General features: G+C 63.9%; 5 protein-coding genes. All 5 read left to right on the forward strand.

Annotation, left to right across the window (positions count from 1 at the left end):
- Positions 1–52: 52 nt before the first annotated feature.
- The 5 genes from H8S62_RS16115 to H8S62_RS16135 all read left to right on the forward strand — a co-directional run bounded on the left by H8S62_RS16115 (position 53) and on the right by H8S62_RS16135 (position 16,724).
- Positions 53–2,191 carry a hydantoinase/oxoprolinase family protein gene (locus tag H8S62_RS16115; RefSeq protein WP_155146869.1) on the forward strand — a complete coding sequence of 713 codons (2,139 nt, stop codon included), beginning with the start codon at positions 53–55 and terminating at the stop codon, positions 2,189–2,191.
- Positions 2,192–2,213: 22 nt separating this feature from the next.
- Entirely contained in the window at positions 2,214–2,846 is a 633-nt protein-coding gene (locus H8S62_RS16120) for a hypothetical protein (protein WP_155146871.1), read from the forward strand.
- A 63-nt stretch (positions 2,847–2,909) separates the two neighbouring features.
- Positions 2,910–14,951, forward strand: a complete 12,042-nt coding sequence (locus tag H8S62_RS16125; RefSeq protein WP_186920272.1) for a sialate O-acetylesterase — start codon at positions 2,910–2,912, stop codon at positions 14,949–14,951.
- A gap of 124 nt (positions 14,952–15,075) precedes the next feature.
- Positions 15,076–15,759, forward strand: a complete 684-nt coding sequence (locus tag H8S62_RS16130) for a D-lyxose/D-mannose family sugar isomerase (RefSeq protein WP_155146875.1) — start codon at positions 15,076–15,078, stop codon at positions 15,757–15,759.
- Between the two features lie 5 nt (positions 15,760–15,764).
- On the forward strand, positions 15,765–16,724 hold the full coding sequence (locus H8S62_RS16135) for a carbohydrate kinase family protein (RefSeq protein ID WP_155146877.1): 960 nt from the start codon (positions 15,765–15,767) through the stop codon (positions 16,722–16,724).
- Positions 16,725–16,783: the final 59 nt, after the last annotated feature.

Genomic DNA, 16,783 nt, shown 5'->3' on the forward strand with positions numbered 1-16,783 from the left:
CCGGGCCGGGCGGGGGCCGTTTTTTAAAACAACCTGGAGGTAAAGTAAGACCATGAGTAAAAAGGTACGGATCGGCATCGACGTTGGAGGAACCTTCACCGATGCAGTTGTCATCGATGCCGACACCTATGAGGTGCTGGCCAAGAAAAAGATTCCCACCACCCACGAGGAGGGCGTGGCCCACGGTGTGGTGCGGATCATCTCCGAACTGATGGAGGAGCAGCACATCGCCCCCGGCGACGTGTCCTTCATCGCCCACGGCACCACCCAGGCCACCAACGCCCTGCTGGAGGGCGACGTGGCCAGCGTGGGCATACTGGGCATGGCCACCGGCATGGACGCCCGGGGCGCGAAGGGCGAGACCGCCGTAGGCGATATTGAGCTGGCCCCCCACAAGTACCTCAAGAGCTACCACACCTTCCTCGACAGCAAGATTCTTAGCGAGGATACCGCGGCCGAGGCCATCCGGAGCCTGCGCAATCAGGGCGCCCAGGTCATTGTGGCCAGCGAGGCGTTCAGCGTGGACGACCCGGCCAACGAGCAGAAGATCATCGCCAAGGCGGAGGAGATGGGGCTCTACTGCACCGGCGGCCATGAGATCAGCCAGCTCTACGGCCTCAAGATGCGCACCCGTACCGCCGTGGTCAACGCCAGCCTCATCCCCAAGATGATGGAGACCGCCAACATGACCGAGCAGGCGGTCCGGGACACCAAGATTGAGTCCGACCTGATGATCATGCGCTGCGACGGCGGGGTCATGAGCATCGAGGAGGTGCGCAAGCGGCCCATCCTTACCATGCTCTCCGGCCTGGCCGCCGGCGTGGCGGGCGCCCTTATGTACGAGAAGGTGTCCGACGGCATCTTCTTCGAGGCGGGCGGCACCAGTGTGGACATCAGCGTCATCAAAAACGGCAAGGTCATGATCAAATACGCCCAGGTGGGCGGCCACAAGACCTATCTCCAGAGCCTGGATGTGCGGACCCTCGGCGTGGCCGGCGGCAGCATGATCCGCGTACGGGACAAAAAAATCGTGGATGTGGGCCCCCGCAGCGCCCACATCGCGGGCAAGGAGTACGAGTGCTTCGCGCCCGACGGAGCCATTGCATCCGCAAAGGTGCAGATGGTGAGTCCCCGGGCCGACGACCCCTGCGAGTATGCCACCGTGCTGGCCCAGGATGGACGGGAGTACTCCCTCACCCTGGCCGGAGCGGCCAACCTGCTGGGCTACGTGCCCGACGGGGACTATGCCCGGGGCCATGACGCCCCCAACCGCGCTGCCTGGGAGGCCCTGGGCGCTTACGCGGGCGTCTCCGCCGAGGAGGCCGCCCGGCAGGTGATGGACCTGGCCATGGGCAAGCTGGCCGTGGTGGTGGAGGACCTCATCGCCGAGTATGAGCTGGACCGCAGTTTCATCTCCCTGGTGGGCGGCGGCGGCAGCGGTGCGGTCATCGTCAACGCCCTGGCGGAAAAGATGAAGGTCCGCTGCCAGATGGCGAAGAACGCCCCCTACATCTCCACCATCGGCGTGGCCCTGGCCATGGTCCGGGAGCAGCTGGAGCGCACCATCGCCAATCCTACCGACGAGGACATCAAACACATCCGTGCCGACATCATCGAGCGGATTGTCCGCTCGGGCGCCAAGGAGGACACGGTGGACGTGTCCATTGAGATCGACGCGCAGAAAAACATCCTCCGGGCCATCGCCACCGGCGCCACCGAGCTGCGCCAGAAGGACCTGGGCGCGGGGGAGCTGAGCCGCGAGGAACTGGGCAAAATCGCCGCCGACTCCCTGGGAGCCAGGGCGGAACAGACTCAGTACGTCTGCGGCACCGGCCGCTGGAACCTTTTCGAGGGCGATATGCAGAAGAAGGCCCTGGGCGGCCTTATCAAGCTCAAACGCAAGGGCGTGGCCGTGGTGGACCGGGAGGGCGTGGTGCGCCTGCGCCGGGAGAAGGCCGCTTATATCACCTTCCCCAAGTGCCGCAGGCAGGACGCGTTCAACCACTTCCTGGACGACCACACCACCTACTCCGACGCCAACGCCACCATCCCAAAGGTATTTGTTTTTTATAAGGAGAAGATGCTGGACCTGACCGGAATGCAGACGGCGGAGCAGCTCTACTCCATCCTGGACGTGGAGACGGAAATGATGGCCCCCGACGAGGAAATCCTGGCGGTGGCCTACCAATAAAGAGAAAAGAGGGACTTCGGCCATGGACGAACGGGTACTGGCGCTGTGCGAGCTCTCCAACGATATGCTCTTCCATAAAATCCCACGGGAACAGCTGCCGTTCTATGTGGACGAGTCCCTGAAGGCCGGGCGGGAGACCGCCCGGACCCTGGCGGGGCGGGACGTACTGGAGCTCTACCGCGAGAGCGGCATCGCCATCCGGGAGGGGGGCTCCGGCAAACGCAGCTACGGGCTGATTCTCCGGGGACAGGCCACCATGGGGAAGGAGGGCTGCTCGGTGGAAATTTACCGGGACTCCATCGAGGCCCTCTCCCTGCACAGCGGCGGGGACGGGGAGGCGGCGCTCACCTACGACGAGGCCCTGCGGGTCCATCTGGCCCACGAGTACTTCCACTTCTGGGAGTATCAAAACGATTGCTCCGTCGTGGAGCGGCTGCCCGCCGTCACAACCCTGTCCGTCCTGGGCCTGCACCGAAAGGCCCGGATCAACCGCTGCGGAGAGGTGGCCGCCCACGCCTTCGCAAAGGAACTGCTGAATCTGCCCGACCTGCCCAATCTGTACGACTACCGCTATCTCATCGACACCGGAGCCATGGAGCGCGCCGCGTTTGACCGGCTCTGCGCGGAGATGGCGGCGCTGCTCCCGGCGGAATGACCCCTGCCCTCCGGCACGGCGAATCGGTCCGGAGAGGAGTAAAAGAAAATAAAGGAGGATACTATGAAAAAAGTTTGTTCCCTGCTTCTGGCATTTGCAATGCTCCTCAGCTTCATCCCCTCCAACGTGCGGGCAACGGGTACGGAGGAGACGGCATGGGACATTCTAGATGCCGACACCGTGGACTATACCCAGGCATTCAAGCTCTCTGAGGCTGGTACCGCGAGCAGCGGGGTGCTGACGCAGATGGAGGGCTATGTCAATATCCTCAAGGGCGACGACAAGCCCAACAACGTCACTTCCGGCGCATACACCTGGCTGGTGCCTAAGGATGGCGTCACCTTCCCCGAGGGGGTGTTCACGGTGGAGGTCTCCGCCCGGGCGGCGGGACCCGTGGACGGCAGGGCCAATGAGATCTCCGCCCGCGTGGACATGGTGCTCTATCCCATCTTTCTTCGCTACGGCGGAGAGGGCGAGGGCTGTATCTCCTCCCAACATGACTACTCTGAGGAGGACTCCTATGTACTGGACACCACCATATGGCATAATTATGGCCTGGTGGTGGACCGCGACAGTGAGACCTACGACGTCTACGTGGACGGAGAGTTAGTTCTGGAGGGCAAGCCCGGCTGGGCCAACAACAAGACTGGCGACCTGCTGCGAATGGGTGTTGACAACAACTCCCGGGGCGACCTGGACATCCAGTCCGTCAGAGTGGGGAGCGGGGACGCCAGCGGGGCGCTGAGCGCCTATGACGGCCCCGCCTACGAGCAGATAAAGCTTCTGGGCGTGGAACTCTCCTCCTATCGGCAAATGGAGGGAGCCGCGGCAACGGTGACCGCCGCCGTGACAGGCAGGAACTGTCCCGACGGGACCGAGGTCACGCTGACTCTGCTGGACAGGGACCATGCGCCTGTAGAGGGCGTGACTGCATACGGTGCACTGACCGGAAACGCGGCAGAGCTCACCCTCGAGATTCCTGATACTCTTGGGCCGGGCGCCTATTACGTGCAGGCCGAGGCGGAGTGCGGCAGCGTCCGCTCCGACGTTTACACGGTGGATGCGGACCGGGAGGACCCGGACTTCCCATCGTTTGCTGCGGTGGGCTATACCATCGAGAGGGCGGATTATCAGTACGACCCCACCGAGGAATTCAACTTCCCCTGTGTGGTGGACACTCGGGACCATCCGGTAGAGAACGCTTTCGGCAGTTACCGCTACTACCTCTTCTATGCGCCCCACAACGCTCCTGCGGGTCTGTGCGTGGCGGGGTCCGACTCTCTGAACGGCTCCTGGACCGAGTATGGTGGCAACCCCGTCATCAGCAACGACTGGAAGCCGAACTACAGCGTGAACCATGTCTCTTCCCCCCACGTTATCTGGAACGATACCGAGGGCCTCTGGTTCATGTATTTCCATGGCGAGAACGCCGTCACCCGTTACGCCACGTCCGACGACCTCATCAATTGGACCTACGGCGGCGTGTGTGTCAAAGCCACCGACTTCTCTCCCGCGGGCACGGACTGCAGCTATGCCCGGGTCTTCGAGTATGAGGTGCCCGGCCTTGGCAATAAGTACATCATGACCACGATGCTCCATGAGACGGTAAACCGCATCTTCTGGGCCTATTCCAACGACGGAAGGACCTGGGAGCCGGTCGAGACTCCTCTAGTGGATCCCACCGGAACGAGCGAGTACAAGGGCAACCTCTCCGGCGCATGGTTCATGCGCTGGGAGGACCGCAACTTTATCATCTGCCATGCCACCTCCGGCAATATGTACGCGTTCGAGGTGGGGGACACCCTCGACGAGTGCGTCCCCTGGGGGGTGTTCTATGAATCTCAGGGCACCCGCGATGTGGACGAACTCAACCCCGCGGCGTACCCGGACTTCGGCCGGGCGGGCGCACCCTGCTTAGTGCAGGACGACAATGGGCGCTGGCATATGTTCTACGAGGGCGGCAAACGCCTCCACGCCAACATCGTCCACGCAGTGGAGGTGCAGGCGGGGGAGGAGGACCAGCTCGCCCGCGCGGGTCTGGAACTGGCGGAGAAGGAAGCCGTCCTCACCGCAGGCGGGACCGCGGCGCCAGTGCTCCACCTGTTTGACAAGAAGAACAGCCAACTCGCCACCGATGCGGAGGGCCTGACTCTGAAGTTTCGTGTCAGCAACCCCGAGGTTATCCGCTTTGAGGACGGGACGATCACCGCCTTGGGGGCGGGAACCGCCACGGCCTGGGTGGAGGCGGAGCTGGACGGCGTTAGCGCCGTCAGCTCCAAGGTAGAGGTGACCGTGGTGGCAGCGGAGTCCGACTGGGATCTGCTCGACGCCTCGATGGGGGATTATACTGCGTCTTATACAGTCAGTAAGAGCGGCAACTCCGCCGGTACCGTCACCCAGGAGGACGGCCATATCCATATTACGAACACGGCGGCGAACTATTGCTATTTGGTCCCCCAGAGCATGTCCGCCCTGTCGGGCAGGGGTGTTATCACTGCCGAGGCCGCCATTCGGCTCCCGGTTGCCGTGGACGGCGTCCGGGCCAATGAGTTCGCGCTCCGCCTCAATTCCGTTAAGACGGGCTTCCCCATCTTTCTCAAGTACGGTACAAAGGAAGACGGCGGCGGCGTGACTTACGACAGCACCTACGGCGACCCCGCCTCCTTCTATGCAGTGGACACCACCCAGTGGCACAATTACGGACTGGTCATCGATCCGTCCAAGATTAAGGTGGAAGGTTCCAAGTCCAAGGTGTACTACGCCATCTACGTGGACGGCGAGAAGGTCCTAGAGACCTACTCCGGCTGGGTAGAGGACAAGAGCGACCTCATCCGGGTAGGCAGCGCCACAGGGTTCACCTGCAGCATGGATGTGGAGTCCATTCGCGTGGGATCCGGCGATCTGGCGGACCAGCTGGGCAAGTATCCCCTGCCGGAGAATGCGGCCCCGGACTTCCCCAAGTTTGCAGCCGTGGGCTATACCATCGATATGACGGACTACCAGTATAATCCCACACAGGAGTTTAATTTCCCTACCATCGTGGACACCAAGGGCCACAAGGTGGATAATGCGCTGACTAAGAAGTATGGGAAAGACTTCCGCTACTATCTCTTCTACGCCCCCCACGATGCACCGGCGGGCAACTGTGTCGCGGCCTCCGACTCCTTGGACGGCCCTTGGGTGGAGTACGAAAAGAACCCTGTGGTTGCCAATGTTTGGCCCAAGGATGATGGCAGCGGGGAAAATTGGTATAAGGTCTCTCACGTCTCCTCCCCCCAAGTGGTGTGGGTGGACGAGCAGGACTGCTATGTAATGTATTACCACGGTGAGAACAGCACCACCCGCTATGCTACCTCCGACGATTTGCTGAACTGGACCTACGGCGGCGTGTGCGTCGAGGCCAAGGATTTCAATACGAGTGACATGACCTATCATCAGGCAAGCTATGCCAAGGTTTTCCCCCATGAGGGACAGGTGCAGGGCGAGTCCTATCAATACATTATGCTGATGATGGTCACGCATAATATCTCATCCGGCAGCTATCACAGCAATATCGGCTGGGCCCACTCCAGCGACGGCATCAACTGGACGGCGGTCAAAACGCCGCTGGTGAACCCAGACCTGGACCCCGATGTCTATGGCACCAACCTTTCCGGTCCCTGGTTCATGGAGCTTGACGGACGCTATTTCGTCATCTGCCACGCATCCTCCGGCGAAATATACGCCTTCGAGGTGGGGAAAAACCTGGACGAGTGCATCGAGTGGGGCGTCTTCTACAGCTCCCAGGGCATTCGCAACGTGGACGACGCCAACCCCGAGTGCTACCCCGACTACGGCCGCGCCGGCGCGGCCAGCTTCATCCGGGACGACGACGGCCGCTGGCATATGTTCTATGAGGCGGGCAAGCGGCTGAACACCAACTCCGTCCACGCCGTAGAGGTGCAGCCCGGCGAGGAGCACGGGCTGGCCCGGATTGGGCTGGAGCTGGAGGAGACGGCTCTCACGGTGGGCGGCGCAGCTTCCCCCGTACTCCGGCTGTTTGATAAGAGCAATGAGAAGATGTCCGCCGAGGGCGTCAACCTGACCTGTCACGTGAGCGACGAGAGCGTCATCCGCTATGCAGACGGCACGATCACCGCACTGAAGGCCGGGACCGCCACCGCCTGGGTGGAGGCGGCGCTGGACGGCGTGACCGTCCTCAGCCCCAAGGTGCGCGTGCAGGTCACCGAGGCGGGGGGCTGGGGCCTGCTGAACGAGACGGCGGAGGACTACACCAAGGGCTTCCGCTCCATCGGTGGAAACACCCCCGCCAGCGGTACCCTGCTCCAGAAGGTCGGCTACGTCAATATCCTCAAGGGCGACGACAAGGGTTACGGCGATGGAAGCTACAACTGGCTGGCCTCCCCCGATAAGCTGGACCTGCCGTCTGGGACCTTTTCCATTGAGGCGTCCATCCGGCTGGCCGGGCCGGTGAGCGGAGAGCGCGCCAACGAATTCTCCGCCAGGACCGGCGGCATGCTCTACCACCTCTACCTCAAATACGGTAAAGAGGACGGCGGCGTGGCCATCAAGACCAACTTCGCCGATCTCTATCAGGTGGACACGACCACCTGGCACAACTACGGACTGGTGGTGGACCCGGCAAGCAAAACCTACACCGTCTATGTGGACGGCAGGGAGGTCATGAAGCATACATCCACCTGGACCCTCTCGGGGGCGGACATCATCCGGCTGGGCGCGGACAGCAAGGGCCGCTGCAATATGGACGTGCAGTCCGTCCGCGCCGGGACGGGCGACCTCCACGAGCTCATGGGTCCCTACACCGGCTCTGTGGGCGAGGGTCCGGAGCTGACGAAGGTGTCCCTCTCCGCCTCCGGCCAGAAGGAGGACGAGGCCAAGACAGTGACTGTGACTGTAGCCGGTGAGAACTTTGACGACAACACCGCCGTGACGGTGAAGCTGGTGGATGTGGACAATAACCCGGTGGAGAACGTGACCGCCGCCGGAACATTCACGGACAACGCCGCATCCATTGCGCTGCCCATCCCCGCCGGCCTGACCGTGGGGACGTACTATGTGACGGCCCAGGCAGGGGAGAGCACCCTCCGCTCGGAGGCCTATAAGGTCACGACCGCTCAGGATGCCCCCGTGTTCCCCACCTTCGCCGCCACGGGCTACACTGTGGACATGGCGGACTACAAGTACAACCCCACCCAGGAGTTCAATTTCCCCACCATCGTGGATACGAAGGCCCACCCCGTGAAGAATGCTCTCGGCGATAACGCCTACCGCTACTATCTCTTCTACGCCCCCCACAACAATCCGGGCGGCAACTGCGTGGCGGTGTCCAACTCCCTGGAGGGCCCCTGGACCGAGTATGGGAACAATCCCGTGGTGAAGAACGAGTGGGAGCCGAACTATAAGGTGGGCCACATCTCCTCCCCCCATGTCATGTGGCACGAGGAGAGCGGGAAGTACATTATGTACTATCACGGCGAGAACCCCACCACCCGTTACGCCCTGTCCGACGACCTCATCAACTGGGAATACGGCGGTGTGTGCGTGACCGCCAACCAGTTCTCCACCACCGGCAGCGGCTTCAGCGAGGCCAGCTACGCCAGGATCTACGAGCATACCGTCCCCGGCCTGGACAACAAGTACATCATGCTGCTGATGATTACCGGCAGCGGCAACAATATGCACCGCAACATCTACTGGGCCCACTCCAAGGACGGCATCGAATGGACGCCGGTCCAGGAGCCCCTGCTCAATCCCGACATCAACCCCGTGTACAAGAGCAATTTCTCCGGCCCGTTCTTCATGCCCTGGGAGGTGGACGGCGAGCTGCGCTACTTCGTCATCTGCCACGCCTCCTCCGGCGAGATGTACGCCTTCGAGGTCGGGGAGAAGCTGGACCAGTGCATCGAGTGGGGCGAGGTCTATAACTCCCAGGGCGTGCGGAATGTGGACGACGCTAACCCCGAGTGCTACCCCGACTACGGCCGCTCCGGCGCGCCCTTCTTCATCCAGGACGACGAGGGCCGCTGGCATATGTTCTATGAGGCGGGCAAGCGGCTGAACACCAACATTGTCCACGCGGTGGAGGTGAAGGACGGCGAGGAGAGCGAGCTGGCCCGGGCGGGCCTGGAGCTGGAGAACACCACGCTCCTGGCGGATGGAACCGCCCGGCCCGTGCTGCACCTCTTTGATAAGAGCAACGGCGTGGTGCCGGCGAATACCGAGGGCCTGAACCTTACCTATCACGTGAGCGATGAGAGCGTCATTCAATACGAAAACGGCGTAATTACCGCCCTGAAAGAGGGGAAAGCCACCGCCTGGGTTGTCGCCAAGCTGGGTGATGTGGAGGTTGCAAGCTCCAAGGCGGCGGTCACCGTGGCGGCCCCATCCAAGGAGGTCATCATCACCAATGCCGACACGCCCAATAAGACGGCCCTGAATCTGGAGCTGCCTGCCGTTTTTAAGGCGGAGGGCGTTCTGGATAAGCCTATCGATAATTACTATCTCTACTTCAGCTATACCGACGAGGCGGGCGGTACGAAGAGCATTGCGCTGGCCACCGCGCCCGCGCCCGAGGGTCCCTGGACGGTATACCAAAACGGCACGCCCGTCATGACCAAGGAGAGCCTGGGCGTATCGGGAACCGTCAACGCCCCCTGGCCCATCTGGGACAAAGAAAACGGCAGGATGCTGATGTACTACAGCATGGGTACCGGCGCCATCGGGGTGGCCGAGTCCACCGACGGCGTCACCTTCACCAATCCGAAAACGGTATTTGAGGCGAAGAACGCCCCCGCGGGCAATCAGGCCTACCAGCAGAGCGTCTATGAGTACACCATTCCCGGTAAGAACAACAAGTATCTCATGCTCTATACCGGCAACGGATTCAAGGAGACGGACGTCACCACCAACGGCAAACAGATCTTCTGCGCATGGTCCGTAGACGGCCTGACGTGGACGCCGGATGACAAGGTGCTGGTTTATCCCGACTCAGGCGACAAGGGGAACATTGCCTCCCCGCGGCTCCTCGTCAAGGACGGTGAGCCCTATGTGGTGTACCACAACTCCAACGGCAACATCGGCTGGTCCAAGCTCAGCGCCGACTTCTCCACCTTTACCCGGGCGGGGAGATACTACAATTCCATTGACAACGGCGAGCCGGACCGGGGCCGCGCGGCCGACGCCGCGTTCCTGGAGGAGGGCGGGGTGCTCTATATGTACTATACTGCCCGCTCCAATAAGGCAAAGAATGCGGCGGACGCATCGGTGCTCGTCTGCCGCAGCATGGGCGACGCGCAGGGCGTTCTCTTCCGGGACGACTTCAACGACGGCAGCGCCGACGGCTGGGAGCCCGTCTCCGGCGAATGGTCCGTTGTGGACGGAGCCTATGTTCAGAGCAAGCTCGATATGAACGGCTATCAGACCTTTGCGGGCGATATGTCCTGGACCGATTATGAGCTGGAGGTCAAGGTGACGCCGCTTGCGGTCCACCAAAAGCTGTCGGTCATGCTGAATGGCCGCGCCACGGATGTCAACAACCGTTACATCGGGTCCTATAACAACGGTACCCTGTCTATCAGCTGCCGTATTAACGGCAAAGACAAGGACGGGAAGGCCTTGGTCAGTGCGCCGTACACAATGGAGGCCGGGAAGACCTATACCATGAAGATGGTCTTCCGGGGCGCTCAGATCGAGCTGTGGATCAACGGCGTGAAGGAGCTGGAAGCCACGGACGACACCTACTCTGCCGGCCGGATCGGCCTTGTGACCTATACCACGACGGCCAAATTCGACGATGTGGTGGTCCGCACCGTCTCCGGCGAGCCCCAGCCCGCAGGCCCCATCGCGGTGAAGGACTTCGGCGATCACCAGATTATCCAGCGCGACGTCGAGACCGGGAGCGCCGTCGTGGCCGTCAGCGGTACGGTGGGCGTGGACGCCGCCAAGGTGGAGGTCTGCGTCACCGAATTTGAGGGCGGCGAGGTCGTGAAGGACTGGACCACAGTGGCGGAAAACGCCGCCGCCGGCGCGGCCTGGTCCGGCAGCATCACCCTGCCTCAGGGCGGCTGGTACAGGCTCAGGGCCCGGGCCCTGGACGGCGAGGGCAAGGTGCTCGGCGAGGCCGAGGGCGCCCACAAGTGGGGCGTCGGCATCAACATCCTGTGCATCGGCCAGTCCAACATGGTCGGCCAGGCGCCTGAGCGGCCCTGCACCGCGGCCGACGACCTGGTGGCCAACTATACCCGCTCGTGCAATTGGACCCACCTGACAGACCCCTATGACGGCGCGGGCGGTTCCCTGGTTCCCTCCATGGGCAACGCCCTGGTGGCGGAGCTGGGCATCCCCGTGGGCTTCATCCCCGCGGCCGACTCCGGCTCCGGGCTTCATGCGCCAAACCCCTACACCAATCCTCCCCACGGCCCCACCCGCTACTGGATGTACTACACCACGCCCGACGACACCGCCACGCTCTACGGCAAGGCCGTCACCCGCGCCAAGGCGGCGGGCGGCGTGGAGCTGGCGGTCTGGAACCAGGGCGAGACCGACGGCGCCATCTCGGTGGCCAAGGAGACCTATGAGAGCGATATGAAGACCCTCCTCAGCCGTCTGCGCAAGGACCTGGACAACCCGGAGCTGCCCATCTTCCTCTGCCAGATCGGCACCCACAATCCGAACATCTCCGATGACGCGGCCTATACCGCCATCCGCAGCGCTCAGCACGACCTGGACGACGGAGAGAACTTCTTCCTGGCCGCCACGGAGATGGAGTTTGCCCGGAAGGACACCGCCCACTACCGGAAGGCCGGCATGGACGAGATCGGCAGGCGGGTGGCCAACAGCGTGCTCTTCTACTACGGCGAGAGCGACTACTACCGCGGCCCCTATATCTCCGGCGCGTCGTATGCCGACGATTCCCGCAAGGTCATCGACGTGAGGATCACCCACCGCGGCGGCACAGACATTACCCCCGCCGCCGGCAATATTCCCGGCTTCTCCGTGCTGGACAATGCCAATGAGGTGGCGGTTGCCTCCGCGGTCCGGCTGAACGCGACCACCGTGCGCCTCACACTGGAGAGCGCCGTGGCCGGCAGCGGCCAGGTGCGCTACCTCTACGGCCTCAATCCGTATCCCGATACCGATGTGTCCGGCAACCCCAAAACGAGCGATCTGCAGAAGGACGCCATTGTGGTCAAGGACAACACCGCCCTGGCCCTTCCGCTGGAGAACACCACCGATCCGGTCCTGGTTGACGGCGACAAGCCGCCGGTGGTCGACCCGCCGGAGGAGGAGCGCTGGGACCTGATGGACCACGCAATGGGCCCCGACTGGAAGGCCGACGGCTGGAGATCTTCCTCCAAGACAGGGTCCTTCAACCAGAATGCGGACTACGTGAACATCCAAAAGCCCAACGGGAGCGGCATCGGCAGTGAAAAGCTCTACCACTGGGCCTGCTCCCCGGCCACGCTGCGCCTGCCCCGGGACGGCTTTACCCTCCAGGTAAGGGCCAGGGCCGCCGGCGAGGTGGACAATGCGGCCAATGAGATCGGCGTGCGCATGGGCCTTAATTCGGAGGATACAAACGGCCAGCTCGCCTCCATCTTCCTGGGCTATGGGAAGGACGGCTTTGTCAGCAGCTCCGCCACCGGCACGGGCCGGTATGTCATGAAGCTGGACACCACGGTCTGGCACGACTACTCCCTCGTGGTCCGGCAGGAGAACGGCGCCTACTTCTTCGACCTCTATGTGGACGACGCTCTTGCCTTTGAGAACGCGCCCCTGGCCACCTATAAGGGCGGCGATCTCATCCGGCTGGGCGCCGACAACGGCGGCCGCTGCAACCTGGATGTGCAGACCGTCCGCCTGGGCTCCGGCGAGGTCCTGCCCGAGGGGGTGTCCCCCGCCCGGGTGACCGGCGTGTCCCTCTCCGCCCAGAGCCAGAAGGAGAACGAGGTCAAATCCGTGACTGTGACCGTCACCGGCCGGGACTTTGCGGACGGCGCGCAGGTGGAGATCACCCTGGTGGACCGGAACGACAACACGGTTGCCGGCGTGAGCGCCGGGGCGGTCTTTACCGACAACACCGCCGCCGCCGCCCTGTCCATCCCTGCGGGCCTCTCCGCCACCACCTACTATGTGAAGGCGCAGGCCAACGGCCGGGTGCGCTACTCCGCCGCCTATACGGTGGAAGCCGACCGCCCCGCCCCCAGCTTCCCCCAGTTTACGCCCGACGGGTACACCATTGAGCTGGAGGATTATAAGTACAATCCCACCCAGGAGTTCAACTTCCCCACCATTGTGGACACCAAGGACCACCCGGTGGAGAACGCCCTGGGAGACTACCGCTACTACCTGTTCTACGCACCCCACGACGCCCCCGCAGGCAACTGCGTGGCGGTCTCCAATTCCCTGGACGGCCCCTGGGTGGAGTATGGCAGCAACCCTGTGGTCTCCAAGGAGTGGGATGAAAACTACAGCGTCTCCCACGTCTCCTCCCCCTTCGTCATGTGGAACGACGTGTACGACTGCTACTTCATGTATTTCCACGGTGAGAACAACATTACCCGCTACGCCACCTCCGACGATCTGCTGAGCTGGACCTACGGCGGCGTGTGCGTCACGGCCAACGATTTCTCCCCCACCGGCGGCGGCCTGAACGAGGCCAGCTACGCCAAGGTCTTCGAGCACGAGGTGCCGGGCCTGGGCAACAAGTACATTATGCTGCTGATGGTCACCGGCACCGCTACGGGCGGACACCGCAATATCTACTGGGCCCACTCGGAGGACGGCAAGACCTGGACGGCTGTCCAGAACGCCCTGCTGGACCCCACCATGGACAGCGAGTACAAGGGCAACTTCTCCGGCCCGTGGTTCATGCCCAGAGAGGTGGACGGGGAGCTGCGGTACTTCGTCATCTGCCACGCCTCCTCCGGCAATATGTACGCCTTTGAGGTGGGCGAGCGCCTGGACGAGTGCATCCCCTGGGGCGTGGTCTACGACTCCGTCGACTCCCCCGACCCGGACGACCCCGACCACGACGGCGCCTGGCCGGACTACGGCCGCGCGGGCGCGCCCAGCTTCATTCAGGACGACGACGGCGGATGGCACATGTTCTACGAGGGCGGCAAGCGCCTCCACGCCAACATTGTCCACGCCACCGCCCCGGCGGACAGCGTGTATGTCCCGCCCGCGTCCTCCGTCACCACCAAGAGCGAGACCCTGCCCGACGGAACGAAGGTCACCACCAGGACCGACCGGGCCACCGGCACCGTCACCGTGACCACTCTCTCGCCCGACGGGACAAAGACCGTGGCCGTCACCAGGAAGAACGGCAGCGGCACCGAGATCCTGACCCGGCCCGACGGCGTGCGTGCCGACAGCAAAATTGACAGGGACGGCGGCGTGACCGCCTCCGTCACCCTGCCGGACGCGGTGGAGCGCACCACCGTTGAGATTCCCGCCGGGAGCGGCAACGTGGTAATCCTGGTGAACGAGGACGGCACCGAGCGGGCGCTCACCCTCTTCACCGTGGAGAACGGCCGGGCCAGAGTCCTTCTGGACGGTTCCGCCCGGCTGCGCGTCGAGGAGCGCAAGGCCGGCTTTACCGACACCGAGGGCGCCGTGGCGGAGGCCGCCGCGGCCCTGGCAGCCCGGGGCGTGTTCCAGGGTACCGGCGCAGATACCTTCTCCCCCGCGCTGAGCGTGGACCGGGCGACCATCGTCACCCTCCTCCACCGCATCGACGGCGGCACTCCGGCTGAGTCCGCTCCGGGCTTTGCGGATGTGCCGGAGAACGCCTGGTATGCCGCGGGCGTGGCCTGGGCAGGCGAGTCCGGCGTGACCCTGGGCGTGGGCGGCGGAAACTTCGCCCCCGGCATGGTCCTCACCTGGCAGCAGGTGTCCGTCATGCTCTACCGGTACGCGGCGCTTACCGGCGCCGCCGAGACCGTGGAGGGCGGCGAGATCGAGGCGGCCCTCGCCTGGTGCGCCGAACACGGCGTCGGCGCAGGCGCCGAGGCGGGCGAGGCCGTCTCCCGAGGGGAACTGGCGCTCACGCTGTATCAGTACATCAAAGCCCTGGTGGGCTGATAACCACAGGGACTGCGGCGGGGCTTTGCCCCGCCGCAGTCTGCCGAAGACGACGGGAACCGGCAGGGGGACTTGCCCCGCCGCCGGTTCCCGTATATACTGATTGGAAAAGGAGTGCATAGACATGAAACGCTCTGAAATCAACGCCATCCTGCGCGACGCGGCGGACTTCTGCCGGCGCATGAACTTCTGCCTGCCGCCCTGGGCCTACTGGACTGCGGAGGACTGGGCCAAGGCGGGCCATGAGTACGACGAGATTCGGGACAATATGCTGGGCTGGGACATCACCGACTACGGCCACGGAAAATTCAGGGAGATCGGCCTGGCCCTCTTCACCATCCGCAACGGCAGCCTGAAAAACCCAAAGTACGCCAAGCCCTACGCGGAGAAGCTCCTCATCTCCCGGGAGGACCAGCTCTCCCCCAACCATTTCCACTGGAGCAAGATGGAGGACATCATCAACCGCGGCGGCGGCAACCTGATGGTCCAGGTGTGGAACGCCACGCCCGGCGAGGAACTGGCCGACACTCCGGTCACCGTCCACCTGGACGGTGTGGAGCAGACCGTCCCCGCCGGGACCGTCCTGCGCCTCACCCCGGGCATGAGCATCACCCTGCCCCAGCGGCAGTACCACGCCTTCTGGGCTGAGCGGGGCCACGGCAGTGTTCTGATCGGCGAGGTTTCCATGGTCAACGACGACAATACGGACAACCGCTTCTACGAGACCCAGGGCCGCTTCCCCACCATCGAGGAGGACGAGCCGCCGCTCTATCTGCTGTGTAACGAATATCCCGCCGCCAAGGAGTGAGCGCCATGGAAAAACGCTTTGATGTGACCGCGCTGGGAGAGGCCCTCATCGACTTTACCGAGTGCGGCCGGTCTCCCGCCGGGGCGCGGCTCTTCGAGCAGAATCCCGGCGGCGCGCCGGCCAATGTGCTCTGCGCCGTATCCCGCCTGGGCGGCCGCGCCGCCTTTATCGGAAAGGTGGGGGAGGACATGCACGGCGGCTTCCTCCGGGACACCCTGGCGGGGGAGGGGGTGGACGTGTCCGGCATGGTTTCGGACGGCGGCGTGTTCACCACCCTGGCCTTTGTGGCCCTGGGGCGGAGCGGGGAGCGGAGCTTCAGCTTTGCCCGCAGGCCGGGGGCGGACACCTGCCTGCGTCCCGACGAGGTGCCGGAGGCCCTCCTGGGGGAGAGCCGGGTGTTCCATGTGGGCTCCCTCTCCCTGACCGACGAGCCCGCCCGCTCCGCCACCCTCCGCGCGGTGGAGGCCGCCCGGCGGCTGGGCGCGGCGGTGTCCTACGACCCCAATTACCGCGCGTCCCTATGGCCGGACGCGGAGAGCGCCCGGGCGCAGATGCGCAGCCTCATCCCCCGCTGCGACGTGATGAAGCTCTCCGACGAGGAGACTGTGCTCCTCACCGGTGAGGGGGACCCGGTAAGGGCGGCGGAGAGCCTGCTCCGCGCCGGTCCCGCCTGTGTGGCGGTGACCCTGGGCGGTGAGGGCGCGTTGGTCGCCACCCGCCAGGGCGTGCGTGCGGTGCCCGCTTTCCCCGTGGAGGCGGTGGATACCACCGGCGCGGGAGACGCCTTCTGGGGCGCATTCCTCTACCGCCTCACCCGGAGCGGGAAACGTCCTGAGGCGCTGAGCCTGGACGAGGCGGCGGACTTCGCCCGCTTCGCCAACGCCGCGGCCTCCCTCTGCGTGGGACGCCGGGGCGGTATCCCCGCCATGCCGGGGCTGAAGGAAGTGGAGCAGGCGGCAAACTGAATGAATGGGGAAGGGGAAAAATCCCAAATAATGACGGATAGTCCTTTGATTGCGTCGTC

The sequence above is a fragment of the Lawsonibacter faecis genome, from assembly GCF_014287675.1.
In the GTDB taxonomy this organism is placed as follows: Bacteria; Bacillota; Clostridia; order Oscillospirales; family Oscillospiraceae; genus Pseudoflavonifractor; species Pseudoflavonifractor faecis.

Coding starts and splice junctions, on each gene's coding strand:
- H8S62_RS16120 (WP_155146871.1), top strand. CDS start 2,214: ATGGACGAACGGGTACTGGCGCTGTGCGAGCTCTCCAACGATATGCTC.
- H8S62_RS16135 (WP_155146877.1), top strand. CDS start 15,765: ATGGAAAAACGCTTTGATGTGACCGCGCTGGGAGAGGCCCTCATCGAC.
- H8S62_RS16130 (WP_155146875.1), top strand. CDS start 15,076: ATGAAACGCTCTGAAATCAACGCCATCCTGCGCGACGCGGCGGACTTC.
- H8S62_RS16115 (WP_155146869.1), top strand. CDS start 53: ATGAGTAAAAAGGTACGGATCGGCATCGACGTTGGAGGAACCTTCACC.
- H8S62_RS16125 (WP_186920272.1), top strand. CDS start 2,910: ATGAAAAAAGTTTGTTCCCTGCTTCTGGCATTTGCAATGCTCCTCAGC.